Raw genomic sequence first — 16,239 nt, 5'->3', positions numbered from 1 at the left:
CGTTATTTCCTCTCAGATCCCCGCGGGGCGCCGAGTCCGAGATGACTAGGTGCGCTCCGCACAGCCTCGAGTCGCGGCGATCGATGTTGCCAGCAGGGCAATCTCGCTACCACCGACGCTTTAGGGACATTGAAACATGCTTGAAGACACAACATTTGCTCACCTCGGGGTGAGCCCACCGCTGGTTGACGCGCTCGCCAAGGGCGGCGCGCACCGGCCATTCCCAATTCAGATCGAGACCCTGCCGGACACGCTTGCCGGCCGTGATGTGTTGGGCCGCGGCAAGACCGGCAGCGGCAAGACGCTCGCCTTCTCGATCCCGCTGGTGAGCCGGCTCGACGCGGGTAACCGCCGGCCTGGCAAGCCGACCGGGCTGGTGCTGGCGCCCACCCGCGAACTCGCGACACAGATCGCCGCAACCATCGCGCCGCTCGCCGCGGTTCGGGGCCTGCGCGTGACCACCGTCTTCGGCGGGGTGCCGCAGCACAAGCAGGCCGCGGCGCTGAAATCCGGCGTCGACATCGTCGTCGCCTGTCCGGGCCGGCTGGAAGACCTGATGAAGCAGGGCATCGTCAAGCTGAATGCGGTACGGGTCACGGTCATCGATGAGGCCGACCACCTCGCCGATCTGGGCTTCCTGCCCACGGTCACCCGCATTTTGGCGGCCACGCCCACCGCCGGCCAGCGGATGCTGTTCTCGGCCACGCTCGACGCCGCCGTCGACACCCTGGTGAAGCGATTCCTCTCCGACCCGGTGACGCGATCGGTCGCCGAACCGGTCTCCGTGACTCCCGCGATGACACATCACCTGTTCTGTGTCGACGGGCCGCAGTCAAAGAGGGAGCTGGTGCACCGGCTGGCCGCTGGGGAGTCCCGGCGAATCCTGTTTATGCGGACCAAGCATCAGGCCCGTAAGTTGGCCCGCCAGCTCACGCAGTCGGGCATCGCGTCGGTCGAGTTGCACGGCAACCTCTCCCAGAATGTGCGCGACCGAAACCTGGCGGCGTTCGCGGCCGGTCACGCGCGCGTTCTCGTCGCGACGGACATCGCCGCGCGCGGCGTGCACGTCGACAACATCGAGCTGGTGGTCCACGTCGACCCGCCGCCGGAGCACAAGGCCTACCTGCATCGCTCCGGCCGCACCGCCCGGGCCGGCGCGTCCGGCGACGTGGTCACCATCGTGCTGCCCGAGCAACGCCGGGACGCCGAATCGATGATGCGCAAGGCGGCCATCCGCGCCGTTCCCCAGCAGGTGACGGCGGCCTCCCCCGTCATCCACGCCTTGGCTGGGCCGCCCGCGCCGCGCGAGGTCATCGCGCCGACGCCGGTGGCGGCTCGTCCGCCCCGGCCGAGCGCGCCGCGCAACAGGCGCCGCTCGCGTCGCCCCGCCACGGCGTTGCGGTAGGCGAACCCCGGCGGCGATCGCCACTAGTCGAGCGGTGTCAGTTCCTGCAGCATCGTGGGGATGAGTTCGCTGACGGTGGGGTGGATGTGCATGGTGCGAGCCAGCGTCGTATAGGGCGCTTTGGCGGACATGACGTCGAGGATCTCGTGTACGGCCTCGTCGCCGCCGACGCCGAAGATGGCCGCTCCCAGGATCTCCCGGGTGTCGGCATCCACCACCACCTTCATAAAGCCTTGCGTCTCACCCTTTTCCACCGCCCGACCGACCCGCGTCATCGGCCGCTTACCGACCAGCGCCTTGCGTCCCGACGCACGGACCTGGTCGACGGTCATCCCGGCCCGCCCCAACGGGGGGTCGATGTAAAGCGCGTAGGCGGTGATGCGGTCGCTGACCCGGCGCGGGTCGTCATCGAGCAGGTTGGCGGCGACGATCTCGAAATCGTTGTAAGAGGTGTGGGTGAAGGCGCCTTTGCCGTTGCAGTCCCCCATCGCCCAGATGTGGTCCACGTTGGTCCTGAGCTGGTCGTCGACGACGATGTAGCCGCGGGCGTCGGTCTGCACGCCGGCCGTCTCGAGCCCGAGGTCGTCGGTGTTGGGCCGCCGGCCCACGGCCAGCAGCAGGTGGCTGCCGGCGATCGGGGCAGCGCCGGCGCTGGGGGTCAGGTCAAAGCCGTTGCCGGTCTTAGTGATTCGCACGTCATCCGCACCGACGACGACATCGACGCCCTCGTCCTCCAGGATGTCGCGGACGGTGGCGGACACGTCCTCGTCCTCGCGGGACGCCAACCGCGAACCCCGCTCGACGACGGTCACCCGCGCGCCGAAGCGCCGGTACATCTGCGCGAACTCCAGCGCTATGTAACTGCCACCCAAGACGACGAGATGGCTTGGCAGCGTGTCGAGTTCGAGGATCGAAACGTTGGTCAGGAACTCGACGTCGGAAAGCCCCGGGATTTCCGGCACCACCGCACGACCACCGACGTTGAGGAAGATCCGGTCGGCGTGCAGCACGTCATGCCCATTTTGGGAGTCGACACGCAACGTGTGCGGATCCTCGAACCGGGCGTGCCCGCGAAAGACGGTGCAACCCTGCATCCCCGCCAACCAGTCCTCGACGCCCTTGCGGTCGCCCAGCATGATTTCGTCCTTGCGCGCCTTGACCTTCGCCATGTCCACGCTTACCGGTCCGGTCGCCACGCCGTAATCCGCGCCGCGGCGCGCGAGGTGAGCGGCGTACGCGCTGGCCACCAGGGTCTTGGTGGGGATGCATCCGGTGTTCACGCAGGTGCCCCCGATCAGTTTGCGCTCCACCAGCGCAACCCGCTGTCCCGCCGCCGTCAGCCGCCCCGCCAGCGGTGGGCCGGCCTGCCCGGCCCCGACGATGATCGCGTCGAAATGCTGTGTCACTTCACTGCCGTCAGCAGGTATTCCGTCAGCACGTGGCCCGTCACCGCGGCGATGGCGAACCCGCCCAAGATCGCTACCGCGTCCTCCAGCAGCGCGATGGGCAGGTCCCTGCCGGCCACGGCGGCCAGCCGCTTGCGCGCCTGATAGCCGCCGAGGGTGCCGAGCACCGCGCCGATGACGCCGGCCCCGAGCGCGGTGAAGGTCCAGTGCGGCCAGGCGCCAAGCGCCGCGCCGGACAGTCCGCCCATGACGATCCGGGCGGCGAAGATCGGCGGCGCCGTGCGGGCCGGCGTCTTAGGCAGCTTGTCGTTGACCAGTTCGCCGATCGCGAGAACGGTGAAGACGATGACCGTGATGATGTTGGCCAGCCACGACGCCCACGTGCCATGCAGGTCGAGCCAGCCAAGATAGGCGGCCCAGGCGACGACGGCGGGGGCCGTCAGCGAACGCAGCCCGGCGACGGCGCCAATCAGTAAAGCCAGCAGCAGAATGAGCGCGTGTGTCACGAAGACCCTCCTGGGGATCGAACAGCCCGGCAATCGTTAGGGATGACGGCCCATCGGATGACACGGGCAAACAGCCCTAGGCGGGACGCTAACACAGCCGCGGTCGCGACACCCGCCCCGAGCGTCACGCCAGCGTGACGGCCGGCGTCGAGCGCCACGCTGGCGCGACGCCCGAGGTTCGATCAGAACCGGCAGAACCGGATATCTGAAGCCAGAATTGCTTTGGCCCCGATGGCGGCCAGCTCGTCCATGATCTCGTTCACGCCGCGGCGGGGCACCAGCGCGCGGATCGCAACCCAGTCCGGATCGGCGAGCGGCGCGATGGTCGGTGACTCCAAACCCGGCGTGATCGCCGTGGCCTGGTCCAGGGCGGAACGCGGGCAGTCATAGTCGAGCATCAGATATTGCTGCCCGAACACCACACCCTGGATCCGCGCCACCAGCTGATCGCGCGCCGCCTGCGTCCCGTTCGGACCGTCGGGGCCTGCGCCCTCGATCAGCACCGCCTCCGAATCGCACAGCGGATCGCCGAACGCCACCAGGTCGTGCAAGCTCAGGGTGCGCCCGGACCCGACCACGTCGGCGATGGCGTCCGCCACGCCGAGCTGCACCGAAATCTCCACCGCCCCGTCGAGCCGGATGACGGTCGCTTCAATACCGCGCTCTGCCAAATCTTTTCGGACGAGATTGGGGTAGGCCGTCGCGATCCGCTTCCCGGCCAGATCCGACGTCGTCCACTCCCGCCCGGCCGGGCCGGCATAGCGAAAGCTCGACGATCCGAAACCCAAGGCCAGCCGCTCGCGCACCGGCGCGTCCGAGTCGCGGACCAGATCGCGTCCGGTGATACCGAAATCGAGCTGCCCCGACCCCACATAGATCGCAATATCTTTGGGGCGCAGGAAGAAGAACTCGACCTGGTTGACCGGGTCGATGACGGTGAGGTCTTTGGAATCGGTGCGACGGCGGTAGCCCGCCTCCGCGAGAATCTCGCTGGCCGGCTCGCTCAGCGTGCCCTTGTTCGGAACGGCGACCCGCAGCATCGTCACAGCTTCCGGTAGACGTCGTCGAGCGACAGGCCACGCGCGATCATCAACACCTGCGTCCAATAGAGCAACTGGCTGATCTCCTCGGCGAGCGCCTCGTCGGGTTCGTGCTCGGCGGCCAGCCACACCTCACCGGCCTCCTCGAGGATCTTCTTGCCCAACCCGTGGACGCCACCATCCAGCGCGGCAACCGTCGCGCTGCCGGCCGGCCTGGTGCGGGCGCGCTCGCCCAATTCGGCGAACAGATCCTCAAACGTCTTCACGGCCAGCGATTGTTTCATGCGCCGGCTTGCAAAGTCACGGCGGTTTAGCCCGGCTAGCCCGGTGCCGCGGCCCACGGCGCGGACGCTCCCGGTCCTGCCGTGCCTGACATTCCGGAAAGACCTGCGCCACAGGCATTTCGCGTGTCAGCCGAATCCGGCGAGCGTCATGCGCAACGCCTCTTCGAACTGAACGTGAAACTCCACGCCGTCGGGGGGCTGGGTGAGCCAGCGATCGATGAGGAATTTTGCCGTGGCCAAGCTGGTGTGCACCAACAGCGCGGGCCGGATGTCTGCCGCTGCGTCGACGCCCATCCGGCACGCCACTTGCTCGACGAATTCGCGATGTTCGCTCTCGGTGACCAGCACCGATTGGCTCAACAGGTGCGGGGCGCTGGCAACGGCCTGGCGCCAGGTGTCCAGCGTCTGGACTTCGATGGCCTCTTGGGCGCGCGCGACGAACAACTGGATCAACGCCTCGACCGGTGACTCGTCCGGTGGTCTCGCGCTGTAGGACTCGATGAAATCGGCGCTGGCCTCCCGGACCGGACCGACCAGCAGGCTCTCCTTGGTGGGTGCGTACCGGAAATACGTGCTGATCGATATGCCGGCCGCCGCGGCGATGTCCTCGGTCGTCACCGCGTCGAAGCCGCGTTCGGCGAAAAGCCGCTGGGCGGTCTGCTGGATCTGCGAAACTAGCTCAGCACGACGGCGGTCTCGCAACGAGCCCGTGTTTGCTGAGGGCATGCCTTCACCTTCGTCAATCCGACATTTCAGCCCATGGGGCCGCTCAGCGGCGATCCAGATGAGTGACTCTACACTATTGAAAGTGCCTATCAAGTAGGTTAGTCTGGCTCAGCACACGCCCATGAGCTGCAAAACTATGGAACCGCCAAGGCTATTTTTGTGAAGTTAGGCTCCAAGGGCTCCGATCCCCTCTGCTCGGCGGTCAAGATGTACTGGTTCGCAATGACGGGTGCCGTGAGTTTGCTAGACACACGACAAATAGCCGCGCGATGACGGCCGGGCATGACGGCGTAACCGCCATTCAGGAATGGTCCATCGGATACGTCAAGCGTCATCCCGTCGCGTCACTGACCACGGTCGGCGAACAATTCGTCCTCGGCGTGCGCACCGCCCAATACTTCTTCTTCGACCTGATGACAGGACGATTCCAATGGCAGGAATTCGTCCGGCAGGGCGCGTTCATGGCCGGCACCGCCGTGTTGCCGACGATCCTGGTGTCGCTGCCGATCAGCGTCACGCTGTCCATCCAGTTCGCCCTGCTCGCCGGCCAGGTCGGTGCCACCTCGCTGGCCGGCGCGGCCAGCGGGCTCGCCGTCATCCGGCAGGGAGCATCGCTGGTGGCCGCGGTGCTGCTGGCGTCAGCTGTGGGGTCGGCGATCACCGCCGACCTGGGCTCGCGGACGATGCGTGAAGAGACCGACGCGATGGAGGTGATGGGCGTCTCGGTGATCCGCCGTCTGGTCGTCCCTCGCTTCGCCGCCGCGGTGATGATCGGTGTGGCCCTCACCGGCGTCGTGTGCTTCGCGGGATTCTTCGCCAGCTACATGTTCAACGTGTACTTCCAGAACGGGGCCCCGGGCAGCTTCGTGTCGACGTTCGCGTCGTTCGCGACGACCGATGACATGATCCTGGCGCTGGTGAAGGCGGTCGTGTTCGGCGCCATCGTGGCCATCGTGTCGAGCCAAAAAGGCTTGTCCACCAAGGGCGGACCGACGGGCGTCGCGAACTCGGTGAACGCGGCGGTGGTCGAGGCCATCCTGCTGCTGATGATCGTCAACGTCGCCATCAGCCAGCTCTACATCATGTTGTCGCCTAGGACGGGGCTGTGAGGTGACGGTGTCCGCTGATCAATCGTCCGCACCGATTTCGGTCCCCCTCGTCCGGCTCTACCGCCGCGGCAAAGTGCCGATCATCCGGCTCGGGCACCTGCTGGTCTTCTTCGTTCGGGCGCTCGTCGCGGTGCCGCTCGCCCTGCGCCAGTACCGGGGCGAGTTCTTGCGGCTGCTGTCAAACATCACCTGGGGCAACGGCTCGATCGTGGTGGGCGGCGGAACCGCCGGCGTGGCGGTCGTGCTCGGCATGACGGTCGGGGCGCTGGTCGGAATTGAGGGCTACAACTTCCTGGATCTGCTCGGCCTGGGGCCCGCCACCGGCTTCGTCTCGTCGTTGGTCAACACCCGCGAGCTGGCGCCCCTGATGGCGTCGCTGGCCTTCGCCATGCAGGGCGGCTGCCGCTTCACCGCACAGCTGGGCTCCATGCGCATCGCCGAGGAGATCGATGCGATGGAATCGATTGCGATCCGGCCGATCCCGTACCTGGTCACCACCCGGCTGATCGCCTCGGTGGTTGCGATCGTCCCGCTGTACGCCGCGTGCCTGGCGATCGGCTACCTGAGCACACAAATGGTGGTGGGTTTGGGCAGCGGCGGCTCGACCGGTTCCTACCTGCATTACTTCACGCTGATGCTGGCCGGGCAGGACATCGTCTACTCGTTGATCAAGGCCGTCATCTTCGTCTGGATCGCCTCCACGATCCAGTGCTACTACGGCTATTACGCGGTCGGCGGACCGGAAGGCGTCGGGGTCGCCGCGGGCCACGGAATGCGGGCCAGCATCACCGTCGTGATCATCGTGAACATGTTGCTCACCATGGCGCTGTGGGGCGTCGACTCCGGCGCACGGTTTGGCGGGTAGGTCGCTGGAACATGCCCAACTCCTTTGAGCAGGACGGGCGCGGCCCCTCCGACCGGCAGCTGTTCGGCATAGGTATCGCTGTCGTGGTGGTCAGCGCGCTGCTGACCACCGCCATGTTGGTCAAATCCACTGGCAGGCTCGACAATTACGTCCGCGTCGTCGCCGATCTGGTGAACGTGGGCGATGGCCTGCCGCAGAGGTCGGACGTCAAATATCACGGCGTGCTGGTCGGCATGGTCAACGGCGTCGTGCCCGCGGCGCACGGCAGCCCCAACTACGTCCACATCGACCTCAAGGAAGAATTCGCCGGCTCGATCCCGGCCAACGTGACCGCGCGCGTGGTGCCCAGCAATGTCTTCGCCGTGTCGTCGGTTCAGTTGGTGGGCTCCCCGAACCAGGAGGGCCGCGGTGCGACGATCCGCGACGGCGCGCATATTCCGGAGGACAAGCGGCTTCCGACCGTGTTGTTCGAGACAACCGTGACCAAGTTGCGCGACCTGCTCGCCGCGGCGGGCCGCGACCGGGACGACCGATCGATCGGAATTCTGGCTGCGCTGGGCGCCGCCACCGACCACCGTCGCGTCCGCCTGCTGAACGCCGGCGCCCAATTGAATCGCCTTCTCGACCAACTCAATTCGATTGTCGGCACGGACACCGGGCCCTCGACGGTGTCGGCGCTGCTGGATGCGACTCGCGGGCTGGCGCGGACCGCCCCCGATCTTCTCGACGCACTGCACCAGGCCGTGGAACCGATGCGGACCTTCGCCGAGACCCGCGGGCAGCTGGCCGCGCTGCTGTCGGGCGCCGACTACACGGTCGGCACCACCCGCCAGTCGTTGAGCAATCACATCGACCAACTCATCGGCATCACAACCGATTTCACGCCCGTGCTCGGCGTGCTGGCGCAGAAGTCCAACAACTTCGTGCCCGCGGTCGCCAAACTGGACAACCTGGCAAACCAGTTCATGGAGCAGGTTTGGAATCCGGAGACCAACCTCGGCAACATGCGCGCGATGCTGACGTTCACCCCCAGTTCCACCTACACCCGCGCGGACTGCCCCCATTACGGCGAGCTGAAGGGACCCAGCTGTTTCACCGCACCGCTGGTCCCGGTGCGGCCCGATCTGCCCGACGTCCTGCTGCCGCAGAACTATCAGCCGCCCAAGGATCTTGCCCCACCCCCGGGCACGGTGATCGGCCCGGACGGAAATCTAGTCGCCGTAGGTCCGCCGCTGATCAACCCGAACCCTAACCTGTCCGACCCCAATCCCCCGCTGCCCGCGGGGATCACGCCGTCGCCACCCGTGCCCGGTAGTGCGAACCCCGACAACCCGTCGCCGGGGGCACCCGCCACGCCGCAGCCGCACGAACCGTGGGTCGCCCCGGTGGCGCCCAAGGCACCGTGGATCCCGCAGGCCTCGTTCGGCGGGAACGTGGGACCCGTCGGGAGTCAGTACGAACGGGACATGTTGGGTGTGATCACCGGTGCACCCGCCACCGCGGCCACCGAGTTGCTGCTGGGCCCGGTTGCGCGTGGCACCACGGTGTCGCTGACTCATCGACCCGGGGAGGCCAAATGAGGTTTCGAGGCCCGCTCGTCGCGTTGACCCTGTTCATGGTCGTCTCGTTGACGCTGACGTGGCTGGTGTATGTCAGCCTGCGTCGTGACGTGGCGGGCAACACGGCCAAGTATTCGGCGGTGTTCAGCGACGTGTACGGACTGCGCGAAGGCGACGACGTCCGGATGGCCGGGGTGCGCGTCGGCCGAGTCGAAAAGATCGAGCTCGACGGAAATCTTGCGAGGGTCTCGTTCGTGGTGCAGCAGGAACAACGGCTGTTCGGAAACACCCAAGCGTCGGTCACTTACCAGAACATCGTCGGCCAGCGTTACCTCGGACTGTCGCTGGGCAAGGAAGGCAGCCCGCAACTGCTGCTCCCACCGGGCAGCACGATTCCGCTGGAACGCACCGAACCCTCCTTCGACGTCACCACGCTGCTGAACGGCTACGAACCGTTGTTCAGCCTGCTGAACCCCCACGACGCGGACAACCTCACCAAGGGCATCATCGCCTCGCTGCAAGGCGACAGGTCATCGCTGACCACACTGGTAGGCCAGACCTCCACGCTCACAGAGACATTCGCGGGCCGCGACCAGGCCCTCGGCGCCGTGATCACCAATCTGAACAAGGTGATGGCCAACCTCGCCCAGCAGAACGACAACCTCGACGGGGTCATCACCCAGACCCGCAGCGTCGTGGGCGAGCTCGACATCCGGCGTCCGGACCTGGTCGCCTCAGCGGGTTCACTGGCCCGGGTGACCGGCCGGCTGTCGGCCGCCGCGACGGACGTGTACCCGGCGCTGCGCGAATTCATCGACCGCCAGCCCGGGGTCACCAAACACATCATGGAGGTCGAGCCGCAGGTCGCGTTCTTCGGTGACAACATCCCACTGCTGCTGAAGGGGCTCGTCCGGGTCGGCAACCAGGGCGCCTACGGCAATGCCTACGTGTGCGACGTGAACTTCCTGGGATTCTTTCCCGGCCTCAACGATGTGGTGCCGATCATCGTCAATGCCGCCACGCCGGGCAACAAGGCGTGGCACAGCCCGAGATGCAGGAGCACGGCCGATGGCTGACGCCTCCGTGTGGCAGCGGATCAGGAAACGCACGCTGGAAAGCTACAACAAGACCTGGCTCGGGTTCATCGCGGTCGCGGTGGTCGCGGTGATCATCGCCGTCATGCTGCTCGTGCACGCGCTCGGCGCCGGATACCGGCACTACACGGCCGAGTTCCTGCAAGCCGCCTCGCTGCGGGCCGGCAACCCGATCGTGGTCGCCGGCATCCCGGTGGGCAACGTCACCAGCATGAAACTCGTCGGCGACCACGTCGAGGCGGGGCTGAAGGTTCGGGACAACATCGCGCTCGGCAGGGATTCCCGGGCGCAGATCAAGGTCGCCACCATCCTGGGCTCGCGGTACCTCGCGCTGGAACCCGGCGGTCCTTCGCACCTGCCCAACAACACGTTCGACCTCGCACACACCGAGGTGCCCTACGACCTGCAAGCCGCGCTGCAGGACGCCACCACCACGTTCGAGCAGGTCGACTCCGACCGGTTCGCGCAATCGCTCGCCGTGCTCGGCAGGCAGCTCGACGGGCTGCCGACGGTTGTGCCGCAAGCCATTTCGAACATCCACACGCTGTCGTCGATCATCGCGGTGCGACGTGACCAGCTGGGCCAGCTCCTGCGCAGCACCGAGCAGGTGACCAACACGCTGCGGCGCCAGCAGGCCGACGTGGGCACCCTGGTCAACCAGGGCCAAGACCTGTTGGGTCAATTCGTCGCGCGGCGGGCCGTTTTCCACGCGATGATGCAATCCCTGTCGAGCCTCGTCGACACGATGAGCCAGGTCGTGGTCAACGACCGGCCGGCGCTGGACGCGCTGGTCAAGGACATGCGGGACTTCACCAACCTGATGTCCGCCCACGACGACTTGCTGCACAGCATGCTGCAAACGAGCCCGATCTTCTTCCGCGAGGCCGCCAACCTCACGGGCGACGGTAACGCGATCAACTTCAACGCCCCCAACGTCCCGCTGATCGACTCGTGGATGTGCGCAATCAGCGGCCGTGCCAAGCAGTTCGGCATGATCCAGTATTTCAAGGACTGCAAATGAAAAGGCTCGCGTCGAAATCGGTGGCCGTCATCGCGGCCCTCGCGGCGCTCGCCGCGGTCGCCGGCATCGGCTGGTGGTGTCTCGGTTCCGACGAGGACTCGATCACCGTGACCGCCCAGTTCGACAGCGCCGCAGGCCTCTACGAGGGCAACGAGGTGGCGGTGCTGGGCATGCCGGTCGGCAAGATCACCAAGATCACGGCCAAGGGCGGCTACGTCGAAGTCGAATTCACCGTCGACGGCCACGTCAAGGTTCCCGCCACCGCGCAGGCCGTCACGGTGTCAACCTCGATCCTCACCGATCGGCAGATCGAACTTACGCCGCCGTACAAGGGCGGACCGACGCTGGAAAACCACGACACCATCGGGCTGCCTCGGACCAAAACGCCCGTCGAATTCAGCAGCGTCCTCAACGTTTTGGACAAGGTGACCAAGTCGCTCGAGGGCGACGGCCGCGGCGGGGGGCCGGTTGCCGACGTGCTGAACGGCGGCACCCAGGTCGTCAACGGCAACGGGGAACGGATCAAAGCGGCGCTCGGCGAACTGTCCAAGGCGCTGCGCCTGTCCGGCGACGGCGGCGCGGCGACCCGCGAGCAGATCACCACGATCGTCAGAAACATCAGCTCCCTGTTCGACGCCGTGGCCGCCAACGACACCAAGCTGCGCGAATTCGCCTCCACCATCCACCAAGTCAGCCAGATCATGGCCGACGAGAACCTCGGCAGCGGCACCACGGGACGCAAACTCGACGAACTGATCCAGCGGGCCGGCGACCTCCTCGACGCCAACCGCGACAACATCAAGCAGACCGCGCGCAACGGCAAGGCCACGCTGCAGACGGTGACCGACCAGCGGCGGGACCTGGCCGAGCTCCTTGACCTGGCTCCGCTGGTGGCCGACAACGCCTACAACATGATCGACCGGGCGAACGGCAGCGTGCGCGCACGATTCCTGACGGATCGGTTGCTCTTCGACAGCCAGTTCACCAAAGAGATCTGCAACCTGATGGGGCTTCGGCAACTGGGCTGCAGCACCGGGACGATACAGGACTTCGGACCCGATTTCGGATTGACCTATGTGCTGGACGGCATGGCAGCGATGGGGCAGAAATGATGACCCCCTGCCCGCGGGGCGTGCTGGCGGCGGTGGCCGCGGCGATGGTGACCGCCGGATGCGCCACGAACGGCCTTGCCAGCCTGCCCCTTCCGGCCCCGAGCCTGGGTTCAGCAGGTTACTCGCTGAACGCCGTGTTCTCCAACGCGCTCAACCTGCCGATGAACGCCAAGGTGAAACTCGCCGGCGCCGATGTGGGGCAGCTCGAGTCGATGGTCGCGCGCAACTACACCGCGGTCACCCGGCTGCGCATCAGGGATGGGGTGCAACTGCCCCGGGGCAGCACCGCCGAATTGCGAACCGCGACGCCGCTGGGCGATGTGTTCGTCGCCCTGAAGCCCCCGGCCGCCGGTGACCCGGACGCGCCACCGTTGACCGACGGCGACACCATCGGCCTGGACTCGACGGCGGCCGCCGCGACCGTCGAGTCGGTGTTGAGCTCGGCGGCGATTCTGGTGAACGGCGGGGCGGTGCGCAATTTCACCAACATCATCAACGGCTTCGGCAAGGCGACCGGCGACCAGGGCCAGGCATTCGGGGACATGATCCGCAAGTCCAACGAGCTGCTCGGAACGCTGGATGCGCGGTCCGGTCAGATCTCGACCGCGTTGACCGAATTATCGCGGCTGGCCGATGAACTCGATGCCAAGAACCAAACCATCAGCGACCTGATGGCGGCCGCCGCGCCCGCTACTTCGGCCCTGGCCGACAACACCGCCCAGCTCTCCACCCTGGCCATCGGAGTGGGCGACACCTCCCGGCTGCTGGCCCGGTTCCCGTCGATCGGCGGGACCGACACCAGCGGCCGCAGCATCATCCGCGACCTGAACACGGTCGCCGGGGCCGCCAATGACGTTGCGGTGAGCCCCGACACCAGCTGGCTGGCGCTGAACCGGTTGATTCCCCCGTTGGTCAAATCGACCGCCGGGAATTCGATTTCGGTGCACGTGGGCGTGGACAAGATCATGCTCGGATCACTTCCCGACATCGGATTCCCCGGCGACATCGGGCTGCACGGGCCGCACCACTACAACGTGAACCTGCTCGTCGGCACCCTCAAGTACACCCTGTGGCGCCTGCAGGAACGCGTGGTCGGCCGCGGGCCGAATTCGCCGCAGGTTCCGGTAGTTCCGGACCCCGACATCCCCGGCCAAATCGACGTCGCTCCCGGACCGCCGACACCCCCACCACCGCCGGGACCGCGACCATGACCCGCGCCGTCGACAACGCCGCGAACCTCATCGTCCGGGCGGTGCGCACCGGTCACCGGCAACAGGTCTGGCTGTCGGTGGCCGGATTGGCGCTCATTCTGGTCGTCGCCACCTCCTACCTGCTCATCGGCGCGTTGCGGGTGAAACCTTTCGCCTCGACCTACCGCGTCACCGTGCAATTGCCGGAATCCGGCGGCTTGCTGCCCAACCAGGACGTCGCGCTGCGAGGCGTGCGCGTCGGCCGGGTCGAGTCGCTGCGCATTACCGACAACGGCGTGAACGCCATCGCCAGCATCACGTCGAACGCGCGGATACCGGCGAACAGCTTGGTGCATGTCTCCGCGCTGTCACCGGCCGGCGAGCAATACATCAACTTCGAGGCCACCACCGACGCCGGGCCGTACTTGCACGACGGCAGCCTCATCACCTCCGACCGCACCACCGTCCCGATCAGCCTGGCCCAGCTGCTCGGCGACGCCGACGGGCTGCTGGCCCAGGTCGACCCCCACAAGGTCGAGTTGATCAAGAAGGAACTGAGCATGAGCAAGGAGGGCCCGGCGAAGCTGACCGCCATCGTCGACGGCGGTACGTTCCTGCTTTCCACGCTCGATTCGGTGCTGCCCCAAACCACCAGCATCATCAAGACGAGCCGGGTGGTGCTCACCCTGGCCAGCGACAAGAACGCCGGATTGGGCGCTGCCGCAACCGAACTCGACCGAACGCTGACCGGCCTGGCCAGGATGCAGGCCGGCTATCGCCGCTTGACGGAGCAAACCCCGCACACGCTTTCAGCGGTCGACAACCTGTTCGCCGACAATTCCGATACGATGGTGCAGCTGCTGGGCAGCATGGCGACCATGTCGCAGCTGCTCTATCTACGGGTTCCGGCGCTCAACGCGCTGTTTCCCGACTACCGTGGGTCCGTGCTGGACGCGGTGGCGAGCGCATTTCACGATCACGGGGTCTGGGCGACGGCCGACCTCTACCCGCGCTATGTGTGCGACTACGGGACGCCGTCACACGCCTCCTCCGCCGCCGACTACTACGAGCCGTTCATGTACACCTACTGCCGCGACGACGATCCCGCGGTCTCGATCCGGGGGGCCAAGAACGCCCCGCGGCCGGGGGGCGACGACACCGCCGGTCCCCCGCCGGGTGCGGACCTGGGCCGTCGAACCGATCCGACGCCGCGTGGTCGCTACACCATTCCCACCCCCTACGGCGGTCCGGCTCTGCCGATCGAACCGCCGCACTAAGCCGTCAATCCGCATCTCGAGGAGCTGATCGTGATCGTGACCACCAAGAAGAATCCGAAGGCGGAGGCGCGCGCCGACGTGGCACCTGATGACGAAATGCCCTCAACGGCAACTGAAGACGCCGAGGAGCTGCGGGTAGACACCGAACAACCCGACGACGAAGACGGCGTACTGCTGACCGGCAAACGTCGCGAGGCCGAGCACCGCAGGCGCCCCTGGAAGCGCTACCTACGTCGCAGCGCGCTGCCGGCGCTGCTGGTCGCCTCACTTGCCGTTTCGGGATTCCTCGGCTGGCGGCAGTGGCAGGAGCACCAGGTGAAACTCGCCGGTGAACAAGCCCAACAGGCCGCCATCGCCTATGCGCAGGTGCTGACGAGCATCGATTCGAACAAGGTCGATGACAACTTCAGGCAGGTTCTCGACGGCGCGACGGGCGAATTCAAGGACATGTACACCCAGTCCAGCGTGAAGCTTCGGCAGCTGCTGATCGACAACAAGGCGACCGCGCACGGCGTGGTGGTGGACTCGGCGATCCAGTCGGAGTCGGCGAACAAGGTTGTGGTGCTGGTCTTTATCGACCAGACAGTCACCAACACGGCCGCGCCCGACCCGCGGATCGACCGCAGCCGGATCAAGATGACCATGGAGAAGGTCGACGGTCGCTGGCGGGCCAGCAAGGTCCAATTACTCTGAGCCGGGCGGAGGCATCTGATGCGCGAGAACTTCTGGGCCGCGGTCGTATTCGCGCTAGCTGCAACGGTTCCCACTGCCGCCACCGCCCACGCGTCCGCGCCGTCGTTCTGCGGCGAGCTGGGCGGTGACTGGGACGGCCAGTACTGCCACACCTCGGTGACGTCGGAACGCAAGGCCGTGCGGGACATCAAGGTCGCCGTGCCCGACGACCTGGTCGACAATCCGATCACGGGTCCGGCGATCCGCGATTACCTACACACCCTGGTCAACAATTGGAAAACCGCTAACGGCAGCATGGCGGCCGACAGCTACGGCGAGGAGAACTTCGAAGTATTCCGGCACGCAAACCTGCTCAGCGCCGTGTTCCACGAGGACTACCACGCCGACGGGCCGAAGTTCAACAACGCCTACCGGACCTTCACCTTCGACATGGCAAGCGGCCGGCGGGTGCAACTGGCGGACCTGACGACGTCGAACCCGCTGACCGCCATTCCCCCACTGGCCCAACCATTTATCGAAACCGCGCTCAATCAGGCGGCGCCGCCCCACGACCCGGGCACCTACCCGTTCGTGATCGACCGCTGGATGCCGGACAGGGTCTATTCCGGGGGCTACAAGGCATGGGCGGTGACGCCCGACGAGTTGATCCTGTACATGCCTGACTACCCGGTGGGCCACGACGAGCCGATCAACTTCACCCCCGGCGTCATGCAGTGGTACATGGACGGCGGCAGCGTGCAAGCGCACATCCCGCTGTCCGCGTTGGCGGCCGTGCTGCGCATTTAGGGCTGGACGTTGCAGGACGCGGAGCGCTGGCTCGCCCCCAACCTCGGCTACAACCCGGAGGACTGAGCCGCTGCTCGCGGAGCCGTGGGCAGCCCTAAATGCGCAGCACGGCCGCCAACGCGGACAGCGGGATGTGCGCTTGCACGCTGCCGCCGTCCATGTACCA

At 66.6% G+C, this 16,239-nt stretch carries 16 protein-coding genes; 11 read left to right on the top strand and 5 right to left on the bottom strand.

Translation table 11 applies throughout. The features are described 5' to 3' along the window. Positions 1-136: 136 nt before the first annotated feature. Positions 137-1,405, top strand: coding sequence for a DEAD/DEAH box helicase (locus A5695_RS02795; protein ID WP_068077807.1), 1,269 nt, complete (start codon positions 137-139; stop codon positions 1,403-1,405). Positions 1,406-1,428: 23 nt separating this feature from the next. Here A5695_RS02795 and A5695_RS02790 read toward each other — a convergent pair whose 3' ends face one another. The 5 genes from A5695_RS02790 to A5695_RS02770 all read right to left on the bottom strand — a co-directional run bounded on the left by A5695_RS02790 (position 1,429) and on the right by A5695_RS02770 (position 5,367). After that, on the bottom strand, positions 1,429-2,811 hold the full coding sequence (locus A5695_RS02790) for an FAD-containing oxidoreductase (protein ID WP_068077806.1): 1,383 nt from the start codon (positions 2,809-2,811) through the stop codon (positions 1,429-1,431). Continuing rightward, positions 2,808-3,317, bottom strand: coding sequence for a DUF4126 domain-containing protein (locus A5695_RS02785; RefSeq protein WP_068077805.1), 510 nt, complete (start codon positions 3,315-3,317; stop codon positions 2,808-2,810). The genes A5695_RS02790 and A5695_RS02785 overlap by 4 nt, the downstream gene beginning before the upstream one ends. Before the next feature lie 182 nt (positions 3,318-3,499). Continuing rightward, a complete protein-coding gene (hisG, locus tag A5695_RS02780) occupies positions 3,500-4,357 on the bottom strand; it encodes an ATP phosphoribosyltransferase (RefSeq protein ID WP_068077803.1) in 858 nt (285 codons plus the stop codon). Between the two features lie 2 nt (positions 4,358-4,359). Further along, entirely contained in the window at positions 4,360-4,641 is a 282-nt protein-coding gene (locus A5695_RS02775; protein ID WP_046183102.1) for a phosphoribosyl-ATP diphosphatase, read from the bottom strand. A 126-nt stretch (positions 4,642-4,767) separates the two neighbouring features. Further along, entirely contained in the window at positions 4,768-5,367 is a 600-nt protein-coding gene (locus tag A5695_RS02770; RefSeq protein WP_068077801.1) for a TetR family transcriptional regulator, read from the bottom strand. A gap of 269 nt (positions 5,368-5,636) precedes the next feature. Here A5695_RS02770 and A5695_RS02765 point away from each other — a divergent pair, with 269 nt between their 5' ends. The 10 genes from A5695_RS02765 (at position 5,637) to A5695_RS02720 (ending at position 16,073) form a co-directional block, all read left to right on the top strand. Then, positions 5,637-6,476 carry an ABC transporter permease gene (locus A5695_RS02765; RefSeq protein ID WP_068077797.1) on the top strand — a complete coding sequence of 280 codons (840 nt, stop codon included), beginning with the start codon at positions 5,637-5,639 and terminating at the stop codon, positions 6,474-6,476. A 1-nt stretch (position 6,477) separates the two neighbouring features. Then, positions 6,478-7,341: an ABC transporter permease gene (locus tag A5695_RS02760; protein WP_068077795.1), complete on the top strand. Its 864-nt coding sequence runs from the start codon at positions 6,478-6,480 to the stop codon at positions 7,339-7,341. 11 nt (positions 7,342-7,352) lie between these two features. Then, the gene (locus A5695_RS02755; RefSeq protein ID WP_068077793.1) at positions 7,353-8,921 is read left to right on the top strand and encodes an MlaD family protein; all 1,569 of its coding nucleotides are present in this window, start codon (positions 7,353-7,355) and stop codon (positions 8,919-8,921) included. Continuing rightward, on the top strand, positions 8,918-9,976 hold the full coding sequence (locus A5695_RS02750; RefSeq protein ID WP_068077791.1) for an MlaD family protein: 1,059 nt from the start codon (positions 8,918-8,920) through the stop codon (positions 9,974-9,976). The genes A5695_RS02755 and A5695_RS02750 overlap by 4 nt, the downstream gene beginning before the upstream one ends. Further along, positions 9,969-11,015: an MCE family protein gene (locus A5695_RS02745; RefSeq protein WP_068077790.1), complete on the top strand. Its 1,047-nt coding sequence runs from the start codon at positions 9,969-9,971 to the stop codon at positions 11,013-11,015. Before A5695_RS02750 ends, A5695_RS02745 begins: the two co-directional genes overlap by 8 nt. Next, entirely contained in the window at positions 11,012-12,127 is a 1,116-nt protein-coding gene (locus A5695_RS02740; RefSeq protein WP_068077789.1) for an MCE family protein, read from the top strand. Before A5695_RS02745 ends, A5695_RS02740 begins: the two co-directional genes overlap by 4 nt. Next, entirely contained in the window at positions 12,124-13,338 is a 1,215-nt protein-coding gene (locus A5695_RS02735) for an MlaD family protein (RefSeq protein WP_068077788.1), read from the top strand. The genes A5695_RS02740 and A5695_RS02735 overlap by 4 nt, the downstream gene beginning before the upstream one ends. After that, entirely contained in the window at positions 13,335-14,594 is a 1,260-nt protein-coding gene (locus A5695_RS02730) for an MlaD family protein (protein WP_068077785.1), read from the top strand. The genes A5695_RS02735 and A5695_RS02730 overlap by 4 nt, the downstream gene beginning before the upstream one ends. Before the next feature lie 96 nt (positions 14,595-14,690). Next, complete coding sequence (locus A5695_RS02725; protein ID WP_369830151.1) at positions 14,691-15,287, top strand: tetratricopeptide repeat protein; 597 nt, start codon at positions 14,691-14,693, stop codon at positions 15,285-15,287. 18 nt (positions 15,288-15,305) lie between these two features. Next, positions 15,306-16,073 carry a mannan-binding family protein gene (locus A5695_RS02720; RefSeq protein ID WP_068077781.1) on the top strand — a complete coding sequence of 256 codons (768 nt, stop codon included), beginning with the start codon at positions 15,306-15,308 and terminating at the stop codon, positions 16,071-16,073. Positions 16,074-16,239: the final 166 nt, after the last annotated feature.

The sequence above is a fragment of the Mycobacterium sp. E1747 genome, assembly GCF_001667775.1.
GTDB lineage: Bacteria > Actinomycetota > Actinomycetes > Mycobacteriales > Mycobacteriaceae > Mycobacterium.
The sequence above is the reverse complement of the archived record's forward strand: the minus strand, read 5'-3'. Positions and strand labels throughout refer to the sequence as shown.

What these genes read in the sequence shown, in the direction of transcription:
- A5695_RS02720 (WP_068077781.1), top strand. Translation starts at nt 15,306, where the DNA reads ATGCGCGAGAACTTCTGGGCCGCGGTCGTATTCGCGCTAGCTGCAACG.
- A5695_RS02795 (WP_068077807.1), top strand. Translation starts at nt 137, where the DNA reads ATGCTTGAAGACACAACATTTGCTCACCTCGGGGTGAGCCCACCGCTG.
- A5695_RS02755 (WP_068077793.1), top strand. Translation starts at nt 7,353, where the DNA reads ATGCCCAACTCCTTTGAGCAGGACGGGCGCGGCCCCTCCGACCGGCAG.
- A5695_RS02725 (WP_369830151.1), top strand. Translation starts at nt 14,691, where the DNA reads ATGCCCTCAACGGCAACTGAAGACGCCGAGGAGCTGCGGGTAGACACC.
- A5695_RS02730 (WP_068077785.1), top strand. Translation starts at nt 13,335, where the DNA reads ATGACCCGCGCCGTCGACAACGCCGCGAACCTCATCGTCCGGGCGGTG.
- A5695_RS02740 (WP_068077789.1), top strand. Translation starts at nt 11,012, where the DNA reads ATGAAAAGGCTCGCGTCGAAATCGGTGGCCGTCATCGCGGCCCTCGCG.
- A5695_RS02765 (WP_068077797.1), top strand. Translation starts at nt 5,637, where the DNA reads ATGACGGCCGGGCATGACGGCGTAACCGCCATTCAGGAATGGTCCATC.
- A5695_RS02775 (WP_046183102.1), bottom strand. Translation starts at nt 4,641, where the DNA reads ATGAAACAATCGCTGGCCGTGAAGACGTTTGAGGATCTGTTCGCCGAA.
- A5695_RS02750 (WP_068077791.1), top strand. Translation starts at nt 8,918, where the DNA reads ATGAGGTTTCGAGGCCCGCTCGTCGCGTTGACCCTGTTCATGGTCGTC.
- A5695_RS02735 (WP_068077788.1), top strand. Translation starts at nt 12,124, where the DNA reads ATGATGACCCCCTGCCCGCGGGGCGTGCTGGCGGCGGTGGCCGCGGCG.
- A5695_RS02770 (WP_068077801.1), bottom strand. Translation starts at nt 5,367, where the DNA reads ATGCCCTCAGCAAACACGGGCTCGTTGCGAGACCGCCGTCGTGCTGAG.
- A5695_RS02745 (WP_068077790.1), top strand. Translation starts at nt 9,969, where the DNA reads ATGGCTGACGCCTCCGTGTGGCAGCGGATCAGGAAACGCACGCTGGAA.
- hisG (WP_068077803.1), bottom strand. Translation starts at nt 4,357, where the DNA reads ATGCTGCGGGTCGCCGTTCCGAACAAGGGCACGCTGAGCGAGCCGGCC.